This window comes from Tenacibaculum sp., from assembly GCF_050290165.1.
Lineage (GTDB): Bacteria > Bacteroidota > Bacteroidia > Flavobacteriales > Flavobacteriaceae > Polaribacter.
On record NZ_JBNKHD010000001.1, the window covers coordinates 235,911 to 256,654 of the forward strand.

Consider the following 20,744-nt stretch of genomic DNA (forward strand, 5'->3'; position numbering starts at 1 on the left):
CCATCCCCCCCTTTGTGAGAAGTATAAAATAAGAGGTTAGCAAAGTTACAAAAACATAAAACATTAATCTAAAGTGTTTTAACTGTTTTTTAACATAGAAAAAGCTCGGGGAGTCCCGAGCTTCTTAACTTTATTATGACTTTATGATTTAGTTTTTAAATTGATTAACTACCATATTTGTTGTTAAATCTTGGCCTTGTACTTTCATCGTCATATTAATTTTAGACTCAGTCAATATTCCTGATTTTTTATCTATGTCTATAGATCCTGTTATATCTCCTTCAGCTACTCCAGAAACTTTTCCACTAACATCTAACAAAACATTTTTGGAAGATATAGACTTAACTTTATAAGTAAAATCCATATTCATTCCTTCTTGATTTTTACTCATTGTCCAAGTATCTCCTACTGCAACAGCATTTTCAGGATACACAACACTACTTGATTGTTCTGTGATTTTTTCAGCACCTTTAAAGTTCGGTTCAGCTTTTGATTCTAAAATTGTTCCCATTCTATCTCCTTTCATAAAAATGGTAGATTCTAACATAGGTTTCATCTGAGACTTCATCATTTTTCCAGCTTCATCCAATTCTTCATCTTTCTTTGTTGAATCATATGACATATTCATTGCACCTTGCTTCATATTCATTACCATTTTAGTATACTTTGCTGTACTCTCGTAGGTATCTTTTGAAGCATTAGTGATATCATATTTCATTTGAATGTCCATATCGTTAGTCATCGCTCCCATTCCCATTACTTGAGCCATTTTCATATTCATAGTATATGAGTCTCCTTTTTCATAATTTAAACGAAGTAATACTTTCTCTTGTGCCAATGTTATTGTTGACACAAATAATAATAAAGCAATAATTTTTTTAGTCATTTTTTGTCAGATTTTAATTTTTAACGAATTTAAACAAATAAAAACACAAAAATTCTCAAATCCTATTTTGATTCTATTTTTTTTTTAGCCACATTTGAAGGAACTATAACTTAACCATGAGAACTATATTTAACACAAAAAACAAAGCCTCAATGCTTTACAATAAAAAACATCTTACCAATGAAACATTGATTAAACTCTATAAGCAAATGCTTTTGCCTAGGCTAATAGAAGAAAAAATGTTAATTCTATTACGACAAGGTAAAATATCAAAATGGTTTAGCGGTATTGGACAAGAAGCTATATCTGTAGGAGTTACTTCTGCGCTAACAAGCGACGAATACATCCTACCAATGCATAGAAATTTAGGTGTTTTTACCACTCGTGAAATTCCTTTGTATCGCTTATTTTCTCAATGGCAAGGGAAAGCGAACGGATTTACCAAGGGAAGAGATCGTAGCTTTCACTTTGGAACTCAAGAGTACAAAATTGTAGGAATGATTTCTCATTTAGGACCTCAATTAGGTATTGCCGATGGAATTGCATTAGCTAATAAACTAAGAGGAGATAAAAAAGCTTGTGCGGTTTTTACGGGCGATGGCGGTACTAGTGAAGGAGATTTCCACGAAGCTTTAAATGTAGCTTCTGTATGGAATTTACCTGTTTTATTCTGTGTAGAAAATAATGGGTATGGACTTTCTACGCCAATTTCAGAACAGTATAATTGTGAACATATTGCAGATAGAGGAATTGGTTATGGAATAGAATCACATATCATTGATGGAAATAATATTTTAGAAGTGTACACCAAAGTTTCAGAACTAGCTGAGAGCATTCGCGAAAACCCAAGACCTATTTTACTAGAATTTAAAACCTTTAGAATGCGTGGACATGAAGAGGCAAGTGGAACTAAATATGTACCTGAAGAATTGATGGAAGAATGGGCTTTAAAAGATCCTATTGAAAATTATAGAAATTTCCTTATCAAAGAAAAAATTCTTACTCCTGAAAAAGACGAAGAATTTACCAATGAGTTTAAAGACATCATCCAAGAACATCTTAATACTACTTTTGATGAACCAGTTATTACTTCCTCTATCGAAAACGAATTAAATGATGTATTTAAAACTTCTTCTCCAGATATTGTAGCTCCTAATTCGGTAACTGAAAATATTCGCCTAATTGACGCTATTTCGCAAGGTTTAAGACAATCTATGGAACGTTACGACGATTTAGTTATTATGGGGCAAGATGTTGCTGAATATGGTGGGGTATTTAAAATCACTGAAGGATTCGTTGAAGCTTTTGGGAAGGAAAGAGTTCGCAATACTCCAATTTGTGAATCTGCGATTGTTTCTCTTGCCTACGGATTGGTTGTAAACGGAATGAAAGCTGTAATGGAAATGCAGTTTGCCGATTTTGTTTCTACCGGATTCAATCCTATTGTCAATTTATTGGCTAAGTCGCATTACCGTTGGAACCAAGAAGCCGATGTTGTGATACGAATGCCTTGTGGTGCTGGTGTTGGCGCAGGACCTTTTCATTCGCAAACTAATGAAGCATGGTTTACCAAAACTCCAGGATTAAAAGTAGTATATCCTGCATTTCCTCATGATGCGAAAGGATTATTAACAGCAGCCATTAACGACCCGAATCCTGTTTTATTTTTTGAACATAAAGGCTTGTATAGAAGTACTTATCAAGACGTTCCAACAGATTATTACACATTACCTTTAGGTAAAGCAGCTGTTTTAAAAGAAGGAAATGAAGTTACGATTATTAGTTTTGGTGCTGCGGTACATTGGACTTTAGAAACCTTAGAGCAAGTAACTGTTTCAGCTGATGTAATTGATTTACGAAGCTTACAACCTTTAGATACCGAAACCATTTATAACTCGGTTAAAAAGACAGGAAAAGTAATTATTTTACAAGAAGACTCTTTATTTGGAAGTATTTCTAGTGACATTTCCTCTCTTATTATGGAGAATTGTTTTGAGTATTTGGACGCTCCTGTAAAAAGGGTTGCAAGTATTGAAACTCCTATTCCTTTTGCTGGAAATTTAGAAAAGGAATATTTACCCAAAGAACGTTTTAAAGAAGAATTGTTACAGCTAATCGCTTATTAATAAAAAAGCTCACTTTTCAGTGAGCTTTTTTATTTTGATGTTTTTATTAAAAATCTTGGTTTACACTCCAAGACTCTAAAATCTCTTTAAATGTTTTGATAAACATACCACCTAAAGCTCCATTCACTACTCTATGGTCGTATGAATGCGATACAATCATTTTATGACGGATTCCGATGAAATCTCCTTCTGGAGTCTCTACAACTGAAGGCATCTTTCTAATAGCTCCTAAAGCTAAAATTGCCACTTGTGGTTGGTTGATGATTGGAGTTCCCATAATAGAACCAAAACTTCCAACGTTTGTTACCGTATAAGTTCCTCCTTGGATTTCGTCTGGCTTTAATTTATTAGCTCTAGATCTGTTTGCTAAATCATTTACCTGCTTAGTCATTCCAACTAAACTTAATTGATCTGCATTTTTAATTACAGGAACAATTAAATTTCCATCTGGTAAGGCTGCAGCCATTCCTAAATTGATATTTCCTCTTTGGATAATTTTATCTCCATCAACAGAAATGTTGATTAATGGGTGCTTTTTAATTGTTTGTGCTACAGCTTGCATAAAGATTGGAGTAAAAGTTAACTTCTCTCCTTCTCTTTTAAAATATGCATCTTTTACTTTGTTTCTCCAGTTTACAATATTGGTAACATCTATTTCTATAAAAGATTGAACATGTGCCGATGTTTGCACAGAATCAACCATATGCTTCGCAATCAATTTACCCATACGGCTCATTTCAATTACTTGATCTTGTCCTCCTAAGGTAATAGGTGTAGATACTACTTTTTCAGCTGGAGTTGCTTTTGCTGGAGCTGCAACAGGCTTTTCAGCTATTTTTGGTTGACTTCCTCTATTTTCTATATATGATAAAATATCATTCTTAGTAACTCTTCCTTCTTTTCCTGTTCCTTGAATGGTTTCTAACTCTTCAGCAGAAATTCCTTCTGTTTGTGCAATACTTTTCACTAATGGTGAGTAAAAACGATCACTTGCAGAAGTGTCAAACGTGGTAGTAGTAGTTTCTTTAGCTGTTTCTATTATTTTTTCTACTGCTTCAACAGCTGCAGGCTGTGCTTCTTCTTTCTTTGGCGCTTCAGTTGCTGCTCCTTCTCCTCCTTCAGTTTCGATAATTGCGATAGTCTCTCCTACCTGTACAACAGCATCTTTTTCGAATAAGATTTCAACTAAAGTTCCTTCAACTTCACTAGGTACTTCACTATCCACTTTATCAGTAGCTACTTCAACAACGGTATCATCTATATCAATAGTTTCTCCAACTTCTTTTACCCAAGAAGTAATTGTCGCTTCTGCAACACTTTCGCCCATTTTAGGCAACTTCAATTCGTATCTAGCCATAGTGTGTATATTTTTAATGCTTGCGAAGTTACTAAAAAGCAACGATTTTTTCATGATTTTATCCATTAATTATTTCTCATTCTTTTCTTTTTAAATTAAATTATCCTCAATACACTCTATAAAAAACACACTCAAATTACAATTATCACCACAAAACATATATATTCTTACGAATTACCTAATCAATAAGTAAAGTTTTATTTATCCTTACAAAATTCTATTTTTGAAGTCTTTAACCTAAATCAAAATTGTTGAACACTGCTATTGCTAATCTTAATTTCTTATTCAATTGGAGACCTTATCAAGCTAAAGTATTAGAGAATTTCTCTTCACATATAGATGACAATCACTTTCATATCGTTGCACCTCCAGGATCTGGTAAAACTATTTTAGGTATAGAAATTATAAAACGGATTAGTAAAAAAACCTTGGTTCTTGCACCTACACTAACCATTAGAAATCAGTGGGAAGACCGATTGCAAAACTTTTTTACAACAAATTGCGATTTTACGCAAGTGTCATTCAATATCAAAGAACCGTCTGACATTACATTTACTACCTATCAAGCATTACATAGCTTTTATAAGTCTTTTGAGGATAAAGAAGCTTATTATAACTTCTTTAAAAAGCATGGAATTGAGGTTTTATTATTAGATGAAGCGCATCATTTAAAAAATGAATGGTGGAAATGTTTGTATGATTTGAAAGAGCAACACATTCAAACAGTAGTTGCTTTAACAGCTACTCCACCCTATGATAGTGACAATTCTGAAATTCAAAAATATTTTAAACTGTGTGGAGAAATCGATGATGAAATTGTAGTTCCTGATTTAGTTAAGGAACATAATTTATGTCCACATCAAGATTTAGTATATCTATCCAAACCAGAAGATCAAGAAATTAATTTTATTGCTGAATTTCGGTTAAAAATTGCTCAGTTTGTTACTGATATCTTAAAAGATAAAGAGTTTATCTCTTTTCTAAAACAACATCGGTTTTACGCTAAAACTGGAGAAAACTTAGAAGAGCTCTATAAATATTCTGACTTCTTTTCTTCACTATTAATCTTCTTACACGAATCAGGAGAAACTATTCCTATTGAGAAATTAGAAGTATTAGGTTTTGATAAAAAGGAAACAATTGAATTTCCTTCAATAACTAATGAATGGATTCAAATTTTATTTCAACACTTATTAGTAGTTGATCGTGAAAACCTTGTTGAACATGAAATGTATCTTGAAATTTTAGAAAAAAGACTTCGAAAGTTGGCTGTTTTTAGCAAAAATAAAATCAATTTAGTAGGAAATGAGCTTTTATATAAATCACTCAGTAGTAGTCCGAGTAAGCTAAAAAGCATTACTACCATTGTTCAACAAGAACAGCAAAACTTACAAGACGATTTACGTTGTGTTATTTTATCTGATTACATTAGGAAAGAATATCTGAATTGTCCTCAATCAGAAATTAAAGAAATCAAAAAACTAGGAGTTGTTCCTATTTTTCATCATGTACGGGTTTCAACAAGAGACAAAACCAGTTTAGCTATTCTATCTGGTAGTTTGGTTGTTATTCATAGTAGTCTTATTGCTAAATTAGGATTGATTGATAACATTCAAAACTACAACTACACACCTTTAAAATCTGATACTGAATTTGTAATTCTTACAAGTACTACTGCTTCTAAACTTACTATTGTCGAAGTTATTACAAAACTTTTTGAGATTGGTCATATCAAAATTTTAGTTGGTACCAAATCACTTTTAGGTGAAGGTTGGGATGCACCTTCAATCAACAGTTTAATTTTAGCTTCAGTAGTTGGCTCATTTGTTACTTCAAATCAAATGAGAGGTCGTGCAATTCGGGTAGATAATCAAACCCCTCATAAAGTGGGTTTGATTTGGCATTTAGCATGTGTAGATACCACAAGTGAATTTGGAGGACGAGATCTTGAAATTCTTGCCCATCGTTTTGAAGCTTTTTTAGGTATTTCTAACGATGAAAAAGCTCTTATTTCTAACGGAATTGAACGTTTACAACTTCCTTCTAGTTTTACCGAAGAAAGTATTCAACAACAAAACAAAAAGACTTTTGAACTCTCTAAAAATAGAGATATAATCGCTCAACGATGGGCTAATGCCATTAGTGATGGAAAAGGAATTATTAAAGAGTTGACTTTTTATAATGAAAAGAACAAACAGTATTCAAAGCAGAAAAAACTACATTATCAAGATATTGTAAAATATACTGTTGGAGAAATTATTATTGGTCTCTCTTTTTTTACCCCTGAGTTTATCCTCAAAAACTTCAATATCTTACTACAAAAAGGAATTGTTTACTTCCTACTTGCATTATCATCTGCTTTAGGATTGACATTCGGTTACAAAATTTATAAGTCTGCTCAATTGTACTTATACTTCGGATTGATTCATAAGAAAATAGATAAAATGGCAGCTGCTATTTTGGAGTCTCTTCATGAATTAAATCATTTAACAACACCGTTAAATAAAATACAAATTCAAACTCAATTATTCACTAAAGGAAATGTTTCTTGTACAATTCACGGAGCAAATAGATATGAAAGTACGTTGTTTATAAAAGCTTTGGATGAATTATTACAGCCTATCAACAATCCTAAGTATTTATTGATAAAAACCAACTGGTTTCGCAAAAAATTGAAATTGAATAACTTTTTTCCGGTTCCAGAAATTTTTAGTGCTCGTAAAAAAGAAACTGAAATTTTTCAAGCTTATTGGAACAAACACCTTGGTAAATCTAAATTAGTGTATACAAGAACTTTCAATGGAAGAAAACTATTATTAAAAGCACGCCTTTTCCACATTCATAATGTGAATAATGAGCTTACTAAGAAAAATATTGTTTGGAAATAATCTTAGACTTACACCCAATTTTTAGGTTTTGCTAATACTTCTAATAATTTCGCTTCTTCTGAACCTTCTTCAGGATGATGATTGTATTTCCACTGTACGGTAGGTGGTAAACTCATTAAAATACTTTCAATACGTCCGTTCGTTTTCAATCCAAATAATGTTCCTCTATCGTGTACCAAATTAAACTCGACATAACGACCTCTACGCACTTCTTGCCAATCTTTATGCTCTTGAGTATACTCTATATCTTTTCTTCTCTCTACAATAGGCACATACGAGTTTAAAAAGCTGTTTCCTACTTCAGTTACAAAATCGTATCGATCTTCCATCGAGAACTCTTCTGTTTCTTTTAAATAATCAAAGAATAAACCTCCTAAACCACGGGCTTCATTTCGGTGTGCATTCCAAAAATAGTTATCACAGGTTTCTTTATACTTCGGATAAAAATCAGGATGGTATTTATCACAGGCTTCTTTACAAACCGAATGAAAATGTACCGCATCTTCTTCAAATAAATAATACGGCGTTAAATCTTGTCCACCTCCAAACCATTGGGTAACAATATTTCCTTCTCCATCATACATTTCAAAATAACGCCAATTGGCATGTACTGTAGGTACAAACGGATTCTTCGGATGAATTACTAAACTCAATCCACAAGCAAAGAAATCTCCGCTTTCTACTCCAAACTGCTTTCTTAACACCTCCGGTAATTCACCATGTACTGCTGAAATATTTACGCCTCCTTTTTCAAAAATGTCTCCATTTTCAATCACACGAGTTCTACCTCCACCACCTTCAGCACGATCCCATACATCTTCTTGAAACTTGGCTTTACCATCTACTTCTTCTAGCTTTGAAGTTATGGTATCTTGTAATTGTTGAATATAGGCGTAAAATTGTTCTTTCATGTGTTTATTTCTATTGCTATTAATGGTCACATGTAACCTTCAATGTTAAAAAATAATCATAAGTTATAAGTTTAATGATTATTTTAAACATATCGGTTTCATCTTGATTTCTATTGAAGTGCAAAAGTACTTATTCTGGTAATTTTTTTAATTGAATTTTCTTAATAGTTTCAGTAGTTGCTGCTGTAACTGACAATGGCAATACTAGTATGACTCCAATTACAGGAATTAATAGAAAAAGTATAAACACAATTCCGTTTCCAATAGCCAACCCTTTATGTTGCTTTACAAAATTGATACTTTCTCTATATTTAAAATGACGCTCAAGTGTATAATCCATATTACCAAAACCAGCATAATATGCTTGCATTAAGAACAATAATACGGTTGAAAAAATACCTATCACAGGAATAAATCCTAGCAATAAAATTGGGATTGTCAGTAATAATTCTCTTATCAAATTTCTTAGGTTTATTCGTATACCTCGCACTAATTGTTCTTGAAAAGAACTAATTCTATATGCATGATTTTCTCCTCTTAAATGATGTTCTATTTTTTCTGAAACGGGACTCATGAAAGGCGCTGACAATGCCATTACGATATGTTTATACAACACCAATCCTATCACGACTATTATCAATCCACTTATAAAAGTACTAATTACCTCAAAAGTTTGTTTACCAAATTCCCATTTCCAAAAATTAGCCACATAGTGACCAATATTATCTGAAAATGTGTACGCCATAAACCCCACAAACACTGCTGTTAATAGGCTTATAAACATTGGAATGATAAAATACTTCCATAGCTTTAATTTAGAAATTAGTCCAAAAGCTCCAAAATAGGCTTGAATTCCTTTTACAATATTCTGCATCATATATTTTTTTGTGTGAAAATAAAAAACCTCTTTCGATTAAGAAAGAGGTCTGAAAAATATTGTTGTTTTTTTAGCTATTTTAAAATTGGTGCTAAAAAGTCTTCGAAATTCTTTGTGTTAATTTCATTTACTTTATCCCAACCAACTTCTTTTGTTGGTGTAGCTGCTCCTCTTTTAACATTGATAAACTGCTTGTCTTTATCAATCAAGTAAGCTGTAGGATAATCTAACTTATGTACAAAACCACTAACATCTAAGTAGCCTTTTTCTACTTTATCAATATCTCTTGCAGGAACTAATTTTATTCTCTTATCTAACTTCTCTGCCATTCTTTGAACCTTATCTGCCTTATCCCAAAAAACCATGATAAACTCTAACTTACCATGATATTTTTCTACCATTGCATTTAAGGCTGGTACATCTCCCCAACAAGGAGCTGACCAAGTAGCATTAGTAATTAGTACAATTGGTTTGTTAATTTTGTCTGTACTTACCGTTTTACTATCAGTAGTAGTAAAATTATAATTTAATAAATAAGAGCCTTTAATGCACTTATCAATCAAATCTTCGGCACTTTCTTCACCGCAATTGTTTACTGCAAAATTGTAATACGTTTTATTTTGTGCGAAAGTAACTGCAGTTAGAAAACACATCAAAACAAAAAATAATTTCTTCATTTTTAATTATTTAAAGGGGTTATCTGTCGGCTTTATACTCCTTAACCGCATCTATAAATGCTTGTGCATTTTCTAGCGGAATGTTGGGTAAAATTCCATGCCCCAAGTTAACAATATATTTGTCTTTACCAAACTCATTAATCATTTGGTTTACCATCTTTTTTATTTCAGCTGGTGGAGACAACAATCGAGAAGGATCAAAATTACCTTGTAAGGTAATATTACCTCCTGTTAAATAACGCGCATTTCTTGCTGAACATGTCCAATCAACTCCTAAAGCTGAGGCATTTGATTGTGCCATTTCATGTAAGGCAAACCAACACCCTTTACCAAAAGCGATTACTGGAGCGTCATCTTTTAATGCTTCAATTATCTGATTGATGTATTGCCATGAAAACTCTTGATAATCGGTTGGAGACAACATTCCTCCCCAAGAATCAAAAATTTGTACTGCATTTACACCTGCTTCAACTTTTGCTTTTAAATAAGCAATTGTGGTATCTGTTATCTTCTGAAGCAATTCGTGTGCCAAAACTGGTTGTGTAAAACAAAATTCTTTTGCTTTATCAAAATTCTTAGATCCTTGCCCTTGTACAACGTAACATAAAATCGTCCATGGAGACCCCGCAAAACCTATCAATGGTATTTCATCATTCAACTTTTCTTTCGTTGCTTTAATGGCATCCATTACATATCCTAATTCTTCATGTACATCAGGAACGATAACACTATCTAACCCTTTTTTATCTCTTACAGGGTTTGGTAAATAGGGTCCAAAATTAGGTTTCATTTCCACTTCAATATTCATTGCTTGTGGAATTACTAAGATATCTGAAAATAAAATAGCAGCATCCATTCCGTATCTACGAATAGGTTGTACTGTAATTTCTGAAGCCAATTCTGGAACTCTACAACGTGTAAAGAAATCGTACTTTTCACGTAATTCCATAAATTCTGGTAAATATCTTCCTGCTTGACGCATCATCCATACTGGTGGACGATCAACAGTTTCTCCTTTTAACGCTCTTAAAAATAAATCGTTTTTTATCATATTTCTTCTACGTCATTGCGAACAGAGTAAAGTAGTCTTACATCAACTCTTCCTTACTTCCTTGTAATGACAATTTATTTATTCTACATTTTTGATACTGCTTCCATCGACTTATCAATGGCATTTGCAATCTTTTGAATATCTTTTTCAGTTAACGCTGATGATAAGAACCAAGCTTCAAATTGACTTGGTGGTAAAAACACACCATTTTTAGTCATTTCCCAGAAAAAAGTAGCATATTTCTTCGTATCTGAAGTTTGTGCATCTTCAAAATTCGTTACTTCTTTATTTGTGAAAAATGGATTAATCATTGAACCGAATCGGTTAACCGTGATTTCTACTCCGTACTTTTTAGCCGATTCTAACAAGAATACCTCAATAATTTGAGCAATTTCATTGAACTTCTCATATGGATTTTGCTTCTTTAATTCTGTTAAAGTAGAGATTCCTGCTGCCATGGCAATTGGGTTACCACTTAACGTTCCTGCTTGATACATTCCTCCTAATGGAGCTACCATTTCCATAATTTCATTACGAGCTCCATAAGCTCCTACTGGAAAACCTCCTCCAATAACTTTTCCTAAACAGGTAATATCAGCTTCTACATCAAATAACTCTTGTGCACCTCCAAATTTAGAACGGAAACCTGTCATTACCTCATCAACAATTAATAAGGCTCCTTTCGAGTTTACATACTCTTTTAATTCTTTTAAGAAATTGTTTTGTGGTGTTACCACTCCCATATTTCCTGCAACAGGCTCTAAAATTACCCCTGCTATATCATCGTGTGCTTCAAAATGAGCTTTTACACTTTCTAAATCATTGTAGTTTGCAATCAATGTATTTTTTACAGCTCCTTCAGGAACTCCCTTACTTCCTGGTAAACTCAAAGTTGCTAAACCTGAACCCGCAGCTACTAATAAAGCATCTTGGTGTCCGTGATAACAACCAGCAAACTTGATGATTTTATCTTTTCCTGTATAAGCTCTCGCTAAACGAATTCCGCTTAAAACTGCCTCTGTACCAGAATTTACAAAACGTACCTTGTCCATTCCTGGAAAAGCATCACAAACAATTTTTGCGAGTTTGATTTCATTCTTAGTTGATGCTCCAAAAGAATATCCATTTTTTAAAGCCTTCGTAATTGCCTTTTGTACTTTTTTATGACGGTGACCTAAAATCATTGGTCCGTAAGACAATACCAAATCAATATACGAATTACCATCAACATCGGTAATTTTACTTCCTTTCGCTTTTTTTATGAATAAAGGATTCCCTCCTACTGAAGCAAATGCACGTACTGGTGAATTTACCGCTCCTACAAGGTTTACTAATCCTTTGTTATATAATTCTTGTGATTTTTTGAATTCCATATTCTATATTTACTGTCATTGCAAACAAAGTCAAGCTATCTTTTACAAAAGATTACTTCGTCATGCTTCCTCGTAATGACGTTAGTGTTTTAACAATAATCTTGCTGCTTCTTTAGCAAAGTAAGTAATGATAATGTCAGCTCCAGCTCTTTTCATAGACAATAAGCTTTCCATCATTACTTTTTCACCATCAATCCAACCTTTTTCAGCAGCTGCTTTTATCATTGAATATTCTCCACTTACATTATAGCAAGCAATTGGCCTATCAAAATTATTTTTTAAATCTCTGATGATATCTAAATACGATAAGGCAGGTTTTACCATTAAAATATCTGCTCCTTCTTCGTCATCAAAAGTTGCTTCACGCAATCCCTCATCTCTGTTAGAAGGATCCATTTGATAAGTTCTTCTATCTCCAAATGATGGTGCTGAATCTACCGCTTCTCTGAAAGGTCCGTAAAACCCTGAAGCATATTTTACTGAATATCCCATGATTGGCAAATTTGCAAAACCCGTGTTATCTAACGCTTCACGCATCATTGCTATAGCACCGTCCATCATTCCAGATGGTGCTACCATATCCGCTCCAGCTTTCGCATGTGATACTGTTTGTTTCGCTAAGTTTACTAAGGTAGCGTCGTTATCTACATCATTATCATGTATTACTCCACAGTGACCATGTGAGGTGTATTCACAAAAACACACATCGGTAATTACATATAAACTCGGGTAATTCTTTTTTATGAATCGGATAGCTTGTTGCATGATTCCATTATCATTCCATGTTTCAGTACCTTCATCATCTTTTTTAGACGGAATACCGAATAATAAAACTGCTGGAATTTTTAATGCTACAACCTCATCTAATTCTTTAGAAATTGTATCTAATGAATAACGATTAATTCCTGGCATTGAAGGAATTTCAGTTTCGATACCTGTTCCCTCTTCAATAAATAATGGATATATAAAATCATCTACCGATAGTTTGTTTTCTCTTACTAATCGACGGATGTTCTCAGTTTTTCTTAATCTGCGCGTTCTAAACATAGTTTATTCTTTAACAAAGTGTAGGTTCACTAATTCTATAACACTTTCTACTGTTGGTAACTTTGCTATTTGTACTTCTTTAAAATGTTTTTTAGCTTCGTTTGCCGTACTTTCCCCAATACAAAAAGCAATTTTATCTGCAGTATTTTTCTGCATATAACTTTCTACTGTTGATGGACTGTAAAACAATACTCCGTTTACTTTTTCATCAACTTTTGCAGGACTGTACATGGTTTTATAAGCTTCCACTTCATTTACAATAACATCATTCGCTTTTAAAATCACAGGAAGTGTATCTAAACGTAAATCACTACAGAAATAAGTAACTTCTTGTCCTTTCAACTCTTTTGACAAATATTCAGATAGTTTTTTAGCATTATTTTCTGAATGGATTACTTTTCCAATACGTTGCTCGATTAACTTTTTAGTTCTTCGACCTACACAATAAATATTTTTGAATTGTAATTCTTCCGAGGTAAAAGAGTTTAGAAGTGCTTCTACTCCATTTTTACTGGTGATAATTACATTTTCTATTTCATTCTTAATTACCTTAGGAGCTATTCTGTTAAAACGAATTTTGATAAAATCGCTATCTTCCACACTCATATGTGTTGGCAATAATTTTTTTTGTGCTTCAGATAATTTTTTGGTTGAATAAATGGCAAATTGTTTTTCTATACCTTCATCCTCCATCATAATCAGCTTCCCTCCTTTATCTATCACATAGTTTGCGCAATCTTTTGCTACAAACTTATGCTTACCTACTTTAACTTTTTTACTAACTTCAATCTTCTTCTTACCATCTCTACTCAGTAAAATCCCTTTAAAGTTAATTTCTTCTTCCTTTTCATTTATAAAAGCTAAAGCTCCAATAGGTGCTGTACAACCTCCTTCTAAACGGTTTAAAAACTCACGCTCTATCCCTGTACAGATTTCGGTATCTTTATCATTTAACTCAGCACAAATTTCTTTGATTTCTTCATCTTTATCTAAAGCAGTAATCATAATCGCACCTTGTGCTGGTGCAGGAATCATCCACGTTAAATTTACCGCTCCTTTTGGTCGTAAACCTACACGTTCTAAACCAGCAGCAGCAAAAATAGCTCCGTTCCAATCGTTCTCTTCTAACTTTTGTAAACGCGTATTTACATTACCTCGTAACCCCTCTACTGTATGCGTAGGATAACGGTTTAACCATTGTGCTCTTCTTCGTAAACTACCTGTAGCGATAACTCCATTAGGTTGCGACATAAACTCTTCGTTATCTTTTAACAACAAAATATCGTTATAGTTAGCACGCTTTAAAACCGCCGCTTGTATAATACCTTCCGGTAATACTGTAGGAACATCTTTCATAGAATGCACCGCGATATCGATATCGTCATTCAACATAGCGATGTCTAAATTTTTGGTAAAAATCCCAGTGATTCCTAGCTCATATAGGGGTTTATCTAAAACTAAATCACCCGTTGCTTTAACGGGGATTAATTGAGTTTGATGACCTAATTCTTCTAAAAGTTTTTGAACTTTTTTTGCTTGCCACATAGCCAATTGGCTATCGCGTGTACCTATTCTAATTATCTTCTGCATGTATAGTATCTAAATTTGCTCCGAACACTTTAGCCATTACTTCAATACTTGTATCTACTGAAGTTTCTTCGTCTTTTAAGTGCTTTACAAATTGTGTAGTTATTTTTTGTATAAATCTTGATGTTAGTATTTCAGCTTGTTCTTCATCAAAATCTTTTATTTTTTTCTTGTGGAAAGCTATTTCGTCTTGTTGAATTGTTTGTAATGACTCTTTTAACGCTGTGATAGCTGGTGTAAACCTTCTGTGATTTAACCACTCTTGAAATTCCTGATTATGAGTATTAATAATAGCCTCTGCTACTGGTACCTCTTGTTGGCGTATCGCTAGAGTTTCATCCGTTACTTTAGATAAATCATCAACATTAACAATTGTTACGTTTTCCAACTCTGCAACTTCTTTAGCTACATTTGCAGGCATTGATAAATCTAAAATCAGTAAGTCCTTATCTGTTGGAACATGCTCTTTAGTAATAGTTGGAAAACTAGCCCCAGTAGACACTACTAACACATCCGTATTATTAACTTCTTGAGTTAAATCGTTGTACTTAGCATTTCTAATTAATGGATGTTCTTTTACAAACTCAGAAACTTTTCCTTCCGTTCTATTAATTAAACTCACTGATTTGTTTTGCGTGTACTCAGCTAAGTTTTTACAAGTATGCTTTCCCATTTTACCCAATCCGAAAACTAAGATGTTTTTCGAGTTGTAATCTGGTAAATTATTGATGATATATTGTACTGCAGCATACGATACCGAAGTGGTACCTGAACTTAACTTTGTTTCATTTTTAACACGCTTGCTTGCTTGCATTACGTGGTTTAATAAACGCTCAAAATATGCATTGGTAGTTCCTAATTTTTTAGCTTGTTTAAAAGCTTGACGTAACTGACCTACAATTTCGTAATCTCCTAAAATTTGGCTATCCAATCCTGTCCCCATTCTGAACAAGTGGTTAATAGCCTCTTTGTTTTTATATACGTTGGATACGTTTGCAAATTCTTCAACAGAACCGTTAGAATATTTACACAACATGCTTATCAATTGAAAAGGATGCTCTGCAAAACCACATATTTCAGTTCTATTACAAGTAGATAATACGAAAATACCATCTACTCCATTTTGCTTTGCTTCTTTTAAAAGTGCTATCTGATTTTCTTTAGAAATACTAAACTTTCCTCTAATAGCAGCATCAGCCTTTTTGTAACTAACGCCTATATTGTATAAATTACTATGATGTTTGTTATCTACTGTCATTGAGTCTACTTCAAAAAGTGGGTCAAAAATATAAATATTGAATAAAAAAAAGTATCGCTAAAAGAACTTTTAATGTCGCTATTTGTTTTTTCACTTAAAAACAGCTAAAAAACGTACTCAAAAGTGTATTTTTGCAGTGAAATAGGCTATTAAAGATATTTTACTTTAGAATCATTCTAAATAAAAGTTCATTTTAAAAACATTGAATCCATGTCAAAAAATATCGCAGAAAGTACATTTAGAGAAGTTCCGCTAGAAAAAGGTTTTTTTGTATTAAAATTTCAAAACAACTCTGACGAAACTGAATTTTTCAAAAGAGACATAGACAATTCTTACATACAACTACATTACTGTGTTAAAGGTAATTGCAAGTTTCATTTTAACAATAACTCGTATACTTTTAATGTATTAGACAAGCATTCAATATTCTTATACAATCCACAGCAAAATTTACCTATTAACTTAGAAATACTACCAAAAACCTCATTGGTTTCTGTATTAATCTCTATTGAAAAATTTCACGCTTTCTTTTCTAAAGAAGCAAGCTATATTCCTTTTTTAAGTGATGATAATAAAAACAAAAAGTATTATGATAGCGCTGAAATAAACCCAAATGTATTAATGGTACTTCAGCAAATACTGACCGCACAAAGTCAAAGCTCTATGCGCGACTTATACATTAAAGGAAAAACATACGAACTACTAAGCTTGCATTTTGATAGTAGTGAAAACACCACCGAAGAATATTGCCCTTTTTTAGTAGATGACCGAGAAGTTTTAAAAATAAGAAAAGCCAAAGACATTATCATTTCAAGAATGAGTGAACCACCAAGCTTACAAGACTTATCCAATGAAGTAGGCTTAAACCTCAAAAAATTAAAGGAGGGTTTCAAACAAATTTATGGAGATACGGTTTACAGTTTCTTATTTGACTACAAAATGGATCATGCAAGAAAACTACTAGAAAGCAATCAATACAATGTAAACGAAGTTGGATTACAAGTAGGTTATAGTACTTCTAGTCACTTTATTGCTGCCTTTAAAAAGAAATTTGGCACTACCCCTAAACAATATGTAATGAGTTTAACTCAGTAGACAGTAGATAAAATTAAAAACGCACAACTTTCAACTAAAAATGAAACAACTAACTCATTACGATATAGAAAATAACCAGCAAGAATTCCCTATAACTATTGTCTGTGATGCCATTCGTACTCCAGAAAACATAGGAATGTGTTTCCGTATTTCAGAAAGTTTTGGTGTATCAAAAATATATTTACACGAAAGTTCTCCTTCAATAGAAAATAGAATTGTAAAGAAAACTGCACGAAACACTATTCAGCAAATACCTTACGAAAACTATGGTAATTTCGAGCAATTAATTCTTCAATTAAAACAAGAAGGAAATATCATTGTTGGAATTGAAATTACCGATGAAAGTATCAATATTAACGATTATGATTTTACTCCTCATGCCAAAATTGTGTTACTTTTGGGTAGCGAAAGAAACGGTATAGAAAACGTAAATCTGGTAGATGCAACAGTAGCTATACCTATGTACGGTCGTAACTCTAGCATGAATGTAATTCATAGTTTAGCTATTGCGCTGTACGAAACAACAAACCAATTAAACAGAAAGAATCTGAAATAAATTCAGTCAAAATATGAAAGGAGTTTTATTAGTAAATCTTGGATCACCAGAAAGCACCAATCCTAAAGACGTAAAAAAATACCTTGATGAATTTTTAATGGATGAGCGAGTTATTGATGTCCCTTATTGGTTAAGAACACTTATTGTAAGGGGAATTATATTAAATACTCGTCCTAAAAAATCAGCAGAAGCATATCAAAAAATCTGGTGGAAAGAAGGCTCTCCTTTGATTGTATTATCTGAGCGTTTACAAACAAAAGTACAAGCAAAAACAGAACTCCCTGTTGCTTTAGCAATGCGCTACGGAAATCCATCTATAAAAAGTGGATTACAAGAATTACACGACAAAGGTGTTACGGAAGTTTTATTAGTTCCGTTGTACCCTCAATTTGCCATGGCTACTACCGAAACTATTTTAGTTTTAGCTGAAGAATTGAGAAAGGAATTCTTTCCTACTATGAAAATAACAGATGTACCAGCTTTTTACAACAAACCTGAGTACATCAAAGCATTATCTAGCAGTATTCAAGACTATTTAGCAGATAAAGAGTACGACCATATATTATTTTCATATCACGGAGTACCAGAGCGTCATATTAGAAAATCTGATATTACAAAATCACATTGTAACCCTGAAGCAGGGAACTTATCTTGTTGTAACACTTCTTCTGAAGCACACAAGTTTTGTTACAGACACCAATGTTATCAAACAACTAAAAATGTAATTTCTGAATTAGGGCTAGATCAAAGCAAAGTTTCAACCTCATTTCAATCACGTTTAGGTGTAGATCCTTGGCTACAACCCTACACCGACAGAACTATTGTAAATAAGGCTGAAAAAGATGGTATTAAAAAATTAGCCATAGTTACTCCTGCTTTTGTATCTGACTGTTTAGAAACTCTGGAAGAAATAGCAATGGAAGGTAAACATGAGTTTTTAGAAGCTGGTGGAGAAGAATTTCACACAGTTCCTTGTATTAATGATAATGACGAATGGGTAAATGTATTAGCTGGATGGATTAACGATTTTCAGTTAACAACAAACAACTAGTAGATTGCCAAGCTTTCGCTTGTCTTGAGCGACAGTCGAAAGGCTCGCAATGACCACAAAAACTATCATTATGAGGAGTGATAACGACGTAATAATCTCATTTAGATTAGCAGTTAGCAAAATTAAAAACTTGTAACTTTACAACTTTCAAACATTAAAACTCATGGATTTTTTATACGTAAAAGCATTACATATCATATTTGTAGTTACTTGGTTTGCAGGTTTATTCTACATGGTTCGTTTATTCATTTACCATGCAGAAGCTGACAAAAAAGAACAACCTGCTAAAGATATTTTACAAACCCAATACAAGTTGATGGAAAAACGTTTGTGGTATATCATTACATGGCCATCAGCAATATTAGCGAGTTTCTTTGCTTTTTGGATGCTGTATAAAAATCCTGTGTATTTAGAAATGCCTTGGATGCATGTAAAATTAGCCTTTGTATTAGCTTTATATTTTTATCATGGAGCTTGTCATTCCATCTATAAACAACTACAACGAAACGAAATAAAGTATTCTGCATTAAAACTACGTTTATGGAATGAAGTAGCTACCATTTTATTGTTCGCTATCGTTTTTTTAGTGGTTTTAAAAAATGCCATTAACTGGATTTGGGGTGTTGTAGGAATTCTGTTAGTTTCAGTTTTACTAATGCTTGCTGTAAAAATGTACAAAAGAATCAGAGCTAAAAAATCTTGGGATAAATATGAACAAGAGTTGATTGACGAAGATGAAAAAAAATTAAATTCATAAATCTTAGAAAACTTTAATATTTAAAAAAACAGCTATGAAATTTCATAGCTGTTTTTTATTTCTCTTTTTAATTCATACTTAAAATCTATATATAAATACCATAAAAAATTAACAGATAAATAACAATTTCCTTCTTTTCATCCCTTACTAATTAAACTAATTTCGTTCTTAATTATAACCTATAAATATTATAAGCTATGAAAAAAATTATTACACTATCAATTTTAACAGCAAGCCTACTTTCTTGTTCTTCAAACGAGAATACTCCTTTGAGTGATGATATTATTATTGGAAAATGGCAATTAATTCGTCAGTATGGTGATGATGCTGATGATTGTACAAAAAAATCAACAATGACCTTTGAGAATGATTTCGATTTAACAATTAACACTTACCTTTCTTTAACAGATGATGAATGTGTGAGCACTGGTATAACTAAAGGTAATTGGAACAAAAAAGGCGAAAACCTGTATACACTAGAAAGACAAGGGTTATCTATAGATGCTTCAATTAGATTTGAAGACAACAATAACACTTTAATCTTTTTAGAAGAAGGCGAAGAAGAATTAGCTTATAGTAGAAAATAATTAGCAAAAAAAAGCGAAGTTTTTGAACTTCGCTTTTTTTACCCCTTTATCGACTGTTCAAAAGGTATCCTATTTACAATACTTCTCCCTAAAGTAACCTCATCCGCATACTCTAACTCGTCTCCCACTGAAATTCCTCTGGCAATCGTTGAAGTTGTAATTCCGTATTGTTCTATCTGTTTGTAAATATAAAAGTTGGTTGTATCACCTTCCATTGTAGAGCTCAACGCAAAAATTAGTTCTTTTACCTCACCATTCTTAACTTTCTCTACTAAAGATTCTATCTGTAAGTTTTGAGGACCAATTCCTTCAATAGGAGAAATTTTTCCTCCTAATACATGATACAAACCTCTGTATTGTGCTGTGTTTTCAATCGCCATCACATCACGAATATCCTCTACCACACAGACTATTTCATCATTTCTCTTCGGGTTACTACAAATATCACACAATATCGTATCAGAAATATTATGGCATTTTTTACAAGACTTTACATCATTTCGCAAATGCGTCAATGCTTCTGTTAAATACTTTGTATTTTCTTTAGGTTGCTTTAATAAATGTAATACCAAACGAAGTGCTGTTCGTTTACCAATCCCTGGTAATCGACTTACTTCATTTACTGCATTTTCTAATAATTTCGACGAAAAATCCATACTG

Annotated in this window: 18 protein-coding genes; 7 read left to right on the forward strand and 11 right to left on the reverse strand. The window is 32.7% G+C overall.

Features of this window, described 5'->3' with window-relative positions:
- Nucleotides 1-148: 148 nt before the first annotated feature.
- Nucleotides 149-886, reverse strand: coding sequence for a DUF6263 family protein (locus ACQY6M_RS01005; RefSeq protein ID WP_428742834.1), 738 nt, complete (start codon nt 884-886; stop codon nt 149-151).
- Nucleotides 887-1,038: 152 nt separating this feature from the next.
- Between ACQY6M_RS01005 and ACQY6M_RS01010 the strand changes: the two genes are divergently transcribed.
- Nucleotides 1,039-3,012 carry an alpha-ketoacid dehydrogenase subunit alpha/beta gene (locus ACQY6M_RS01010; RefSeq protein ID WP_428743000.1) on the forward strand — a complete coding sequence of 658 codons (1,974 nt, stop codon included), beginning with the start codon at nt 1,039-1,041 and terminating at the stop codon, nt 3,010-3,012.
- Between the two features lie 46 nt (nt 3,013-3,058).
- On the opposite strand, the gene ACQY6M_RS01015 is transcribed toward ACQY6M_RS01010, so the two are convergent.
- Complete coding sequence (locus ACQY6M_RS01015; RefSeq protein WP_428742835.1) at nt 3,059-4,369, reverse strand: dihydrolipoamide acetyltransferase family protein; 1,311 nt, start codon at nt 4,367-4,369, stop codon at nt 3,059-3,061.
- A gap of 251 nt (nt 4,370-4,620) precedes the next feature.
- Between ACQY6M_RS01015 and ACQY6M_RS01020 the strand changes: the two genes are divergently transcribed.
- On the forward strand, nt 4,621-7,257 hold the full coding sequence (locus tag ACQY6M_RS01020; RefSeq protein ID WP_428742836.1) for a DEAD/DEAH box helicase family protein: 2,637 nt from the start codon (nt 4,621-4,623) through the stop codon (nt 7,255-7,257).
- Nucleotides 7,258-7,265: 8 nt separating this feature from the next.
- Here ACQY6M_RS01020 and hemF read toward each other — a convergent pair whose 3' ends face one another.
- The 8 genes from hemF to hemA all read right to left on the reverse strand — a co-directional run bounded on the left by hemF (nt 7,266) and on the right by hemA (nt 16,038).
- Nucleotides 7,266-8,168: an oxygen-dependent coproporphyrinogen oxidase gene (hemF, locus tag ACQY6M_RS01025; RefSeq protein ID WP_428742837.1), complete on the reverse strand. Its 903-nt coding sequence runs from the start codon at nt 8,166-8,168 to the stop codon at nt 7,266-7,268.
- A 130-nt stretch (nt 8,169-8,298) separates the two neighbouring features.
- A complete protein-coding gene (locus tag ACQY6M_RS01030) occupies nt 8,299-9,045 on the reverse strand; it encodes an EI24 domain-containing protein (RefSeq protein ID WP_428742838.1) in 747 nt (248 codons plus the stop codon).
- 74 nt (nt 9,046-9,119) lie between these two features.
- Nucleotides 9,120-9,722, reverse strand: a complete 603-nt coding sequence (locus ACQY6M_RS01035; RefSeq protein WP_428742839.1) for a TlpA family protein disulfide reductase — start codon at nt 9,720-9,722, stop codon at nt 9,120-9,122.
- 19 nt (nt 9,723-9,741) lie between these two features.
- Nucleotides 9,742-10,773 (reverse strand): uroporphyrinogen decarboxylase, encoded by a 1,032-nt coding sequence (hemE, locus tag ACQY6M_RS01040; RefSeq protein WP_428742840.1) that lies wholly within the window; start codon nt 10,771-10,773, stop codon nt 9,742-9,744.
- Between the two features lie 83 nt (nt 10,774-10,856).
- Nucleotides 10,857-12,146, reverse strand: a complete 1,290-nt coding sequence (gene hemL, locus ACQY6M_RS01045) for a glutamate-1-semialdehyde 2,1-aminomutase (protein ID WP_428742841.1) — start codon at nt 12,144-12,146, stop codon at nt 10,857-10,859.
- 81 nt (nt 12,147-12,227) lie between these two features.
- Nucleotides 12,228-13,193 carry a porphobilinogen synthase gene (hemB, locus tag ACQY6M_RS01050; RefSeq protein ID WP_428742842.1) on the reverse strand — a complete coding sequence of 322 codons (966 nt, stop codon included), beginning with the start codon at nt 13,191-13,193 and terminating at the stop codon, nt 12,228-12,230.
- A 3-nt stretch (nt 13,194-13,196) separates the two neighbouring features.
- On the reverse strand, nt 13,197-14,783 hold the full coding sequence (gene hemC / locus ACQY6M_RS01055) for a hydroxymethylbilane synthase (RefSeq protein ID WP_428742843.1): 1,587 nt from the start codon (nt 14,781-14,783) through the stop codon (nt 13,197-13,199).
- Nucleotides 14,767-16,038 (reverse strand): glutamyl-tRNA reductase, encoded by a 1,272-nt coding sequence (gene hemA / locus ACQY6M_RS01060; RefSeq protein WP_428742844.1) that lies wholly within the window; start codon nt 16,036-16,038, stop codon nt 14,767-14,769. Before hemA ends, hemC begins: the two co-directional genes overlap by 17 nt.
- Nucleotides 16,039-16,248: 210 nt before the next feature.
- On the opposite strand from hemA, the gene ACQY6M_RS01065 reads away from it, so the two are divergent.
- From ACQY6M_RS01065 to ACQY6M_RS01085, 5 genes are all read left to right on the forward strand, one after another.
- A complete protein-coding gene (locus tag ACQY6M_RS01065) occupies nt 16,249-17,133 on the forward strand; it encodes a helix-turn-helix transcriptional regulator (RefSeq protein ID WP_428742845.1) in 885 nt (294 codons plus the stop codon).
- Nucleotides 17,134-17,173: 40 nt separating this feature from the next.
- Entirely contained in the window at nt 17,174-17,689 is a 516-nt protein-coding gene (locus ACQY6M_RS01070; protein WP_428742846.1) for a TrmH family RNA methyltransferase, read from the forward strand.
- A 13-nt stretch (nt 17,690-17,702) separates the two neighbouring features.
- Nucleotides 17,703-18,740, forward strand: coding sequence for a ferrochelatase (gene hemH / locus ACQY6M_RS01075; RefSeq protein WP_428742847.1), 1,038 nt, complete (start codon nt 17,703-17,705; stop codon nt 18,738-18,740).
- Between the two features lie 163 nt (nt 18,741-18,903).
- Complete coding sequence (locus tag ACQY6M_RS01080) at nt 18,904-19,497, forward strand: CopD family protein (RefSeq protein ID WP_428742848.1); 594 nt, start codon at nt 18,904-18,906, stop codon at nt 19,495-19,497.
- 197 nt (nt 19,498-19,694) lie between these two features.
- Nucleotides 19,695-20,084, forward strand: coding sequence for a lipocalin family protein (locus tag ACQY6M_RS01085; protein WP_428742849.1), 390 nt, complete (start codon nt 19,695-19,697; stop codon nt 20,082-20,084).
- Between the two features lie 38 nt (nt 20,085-20,122).
- Here the strand turns inward: ACQY6M_RS01085 and recR are convergent, their stop codons facing one another.
- A complete protein-coding gene (gene recR / locus ACQY6M_RS01090; RefSeq protein ID WP_428742850.1) occupies nt 20,123-20,740 on the reverse strand; it encodes a recombination mediator RecR in 618 nt (205 codons plus the stop codon).
- Between the last annotated feature and the right edge of the window lie 4 nt (nt 20,741-20,744).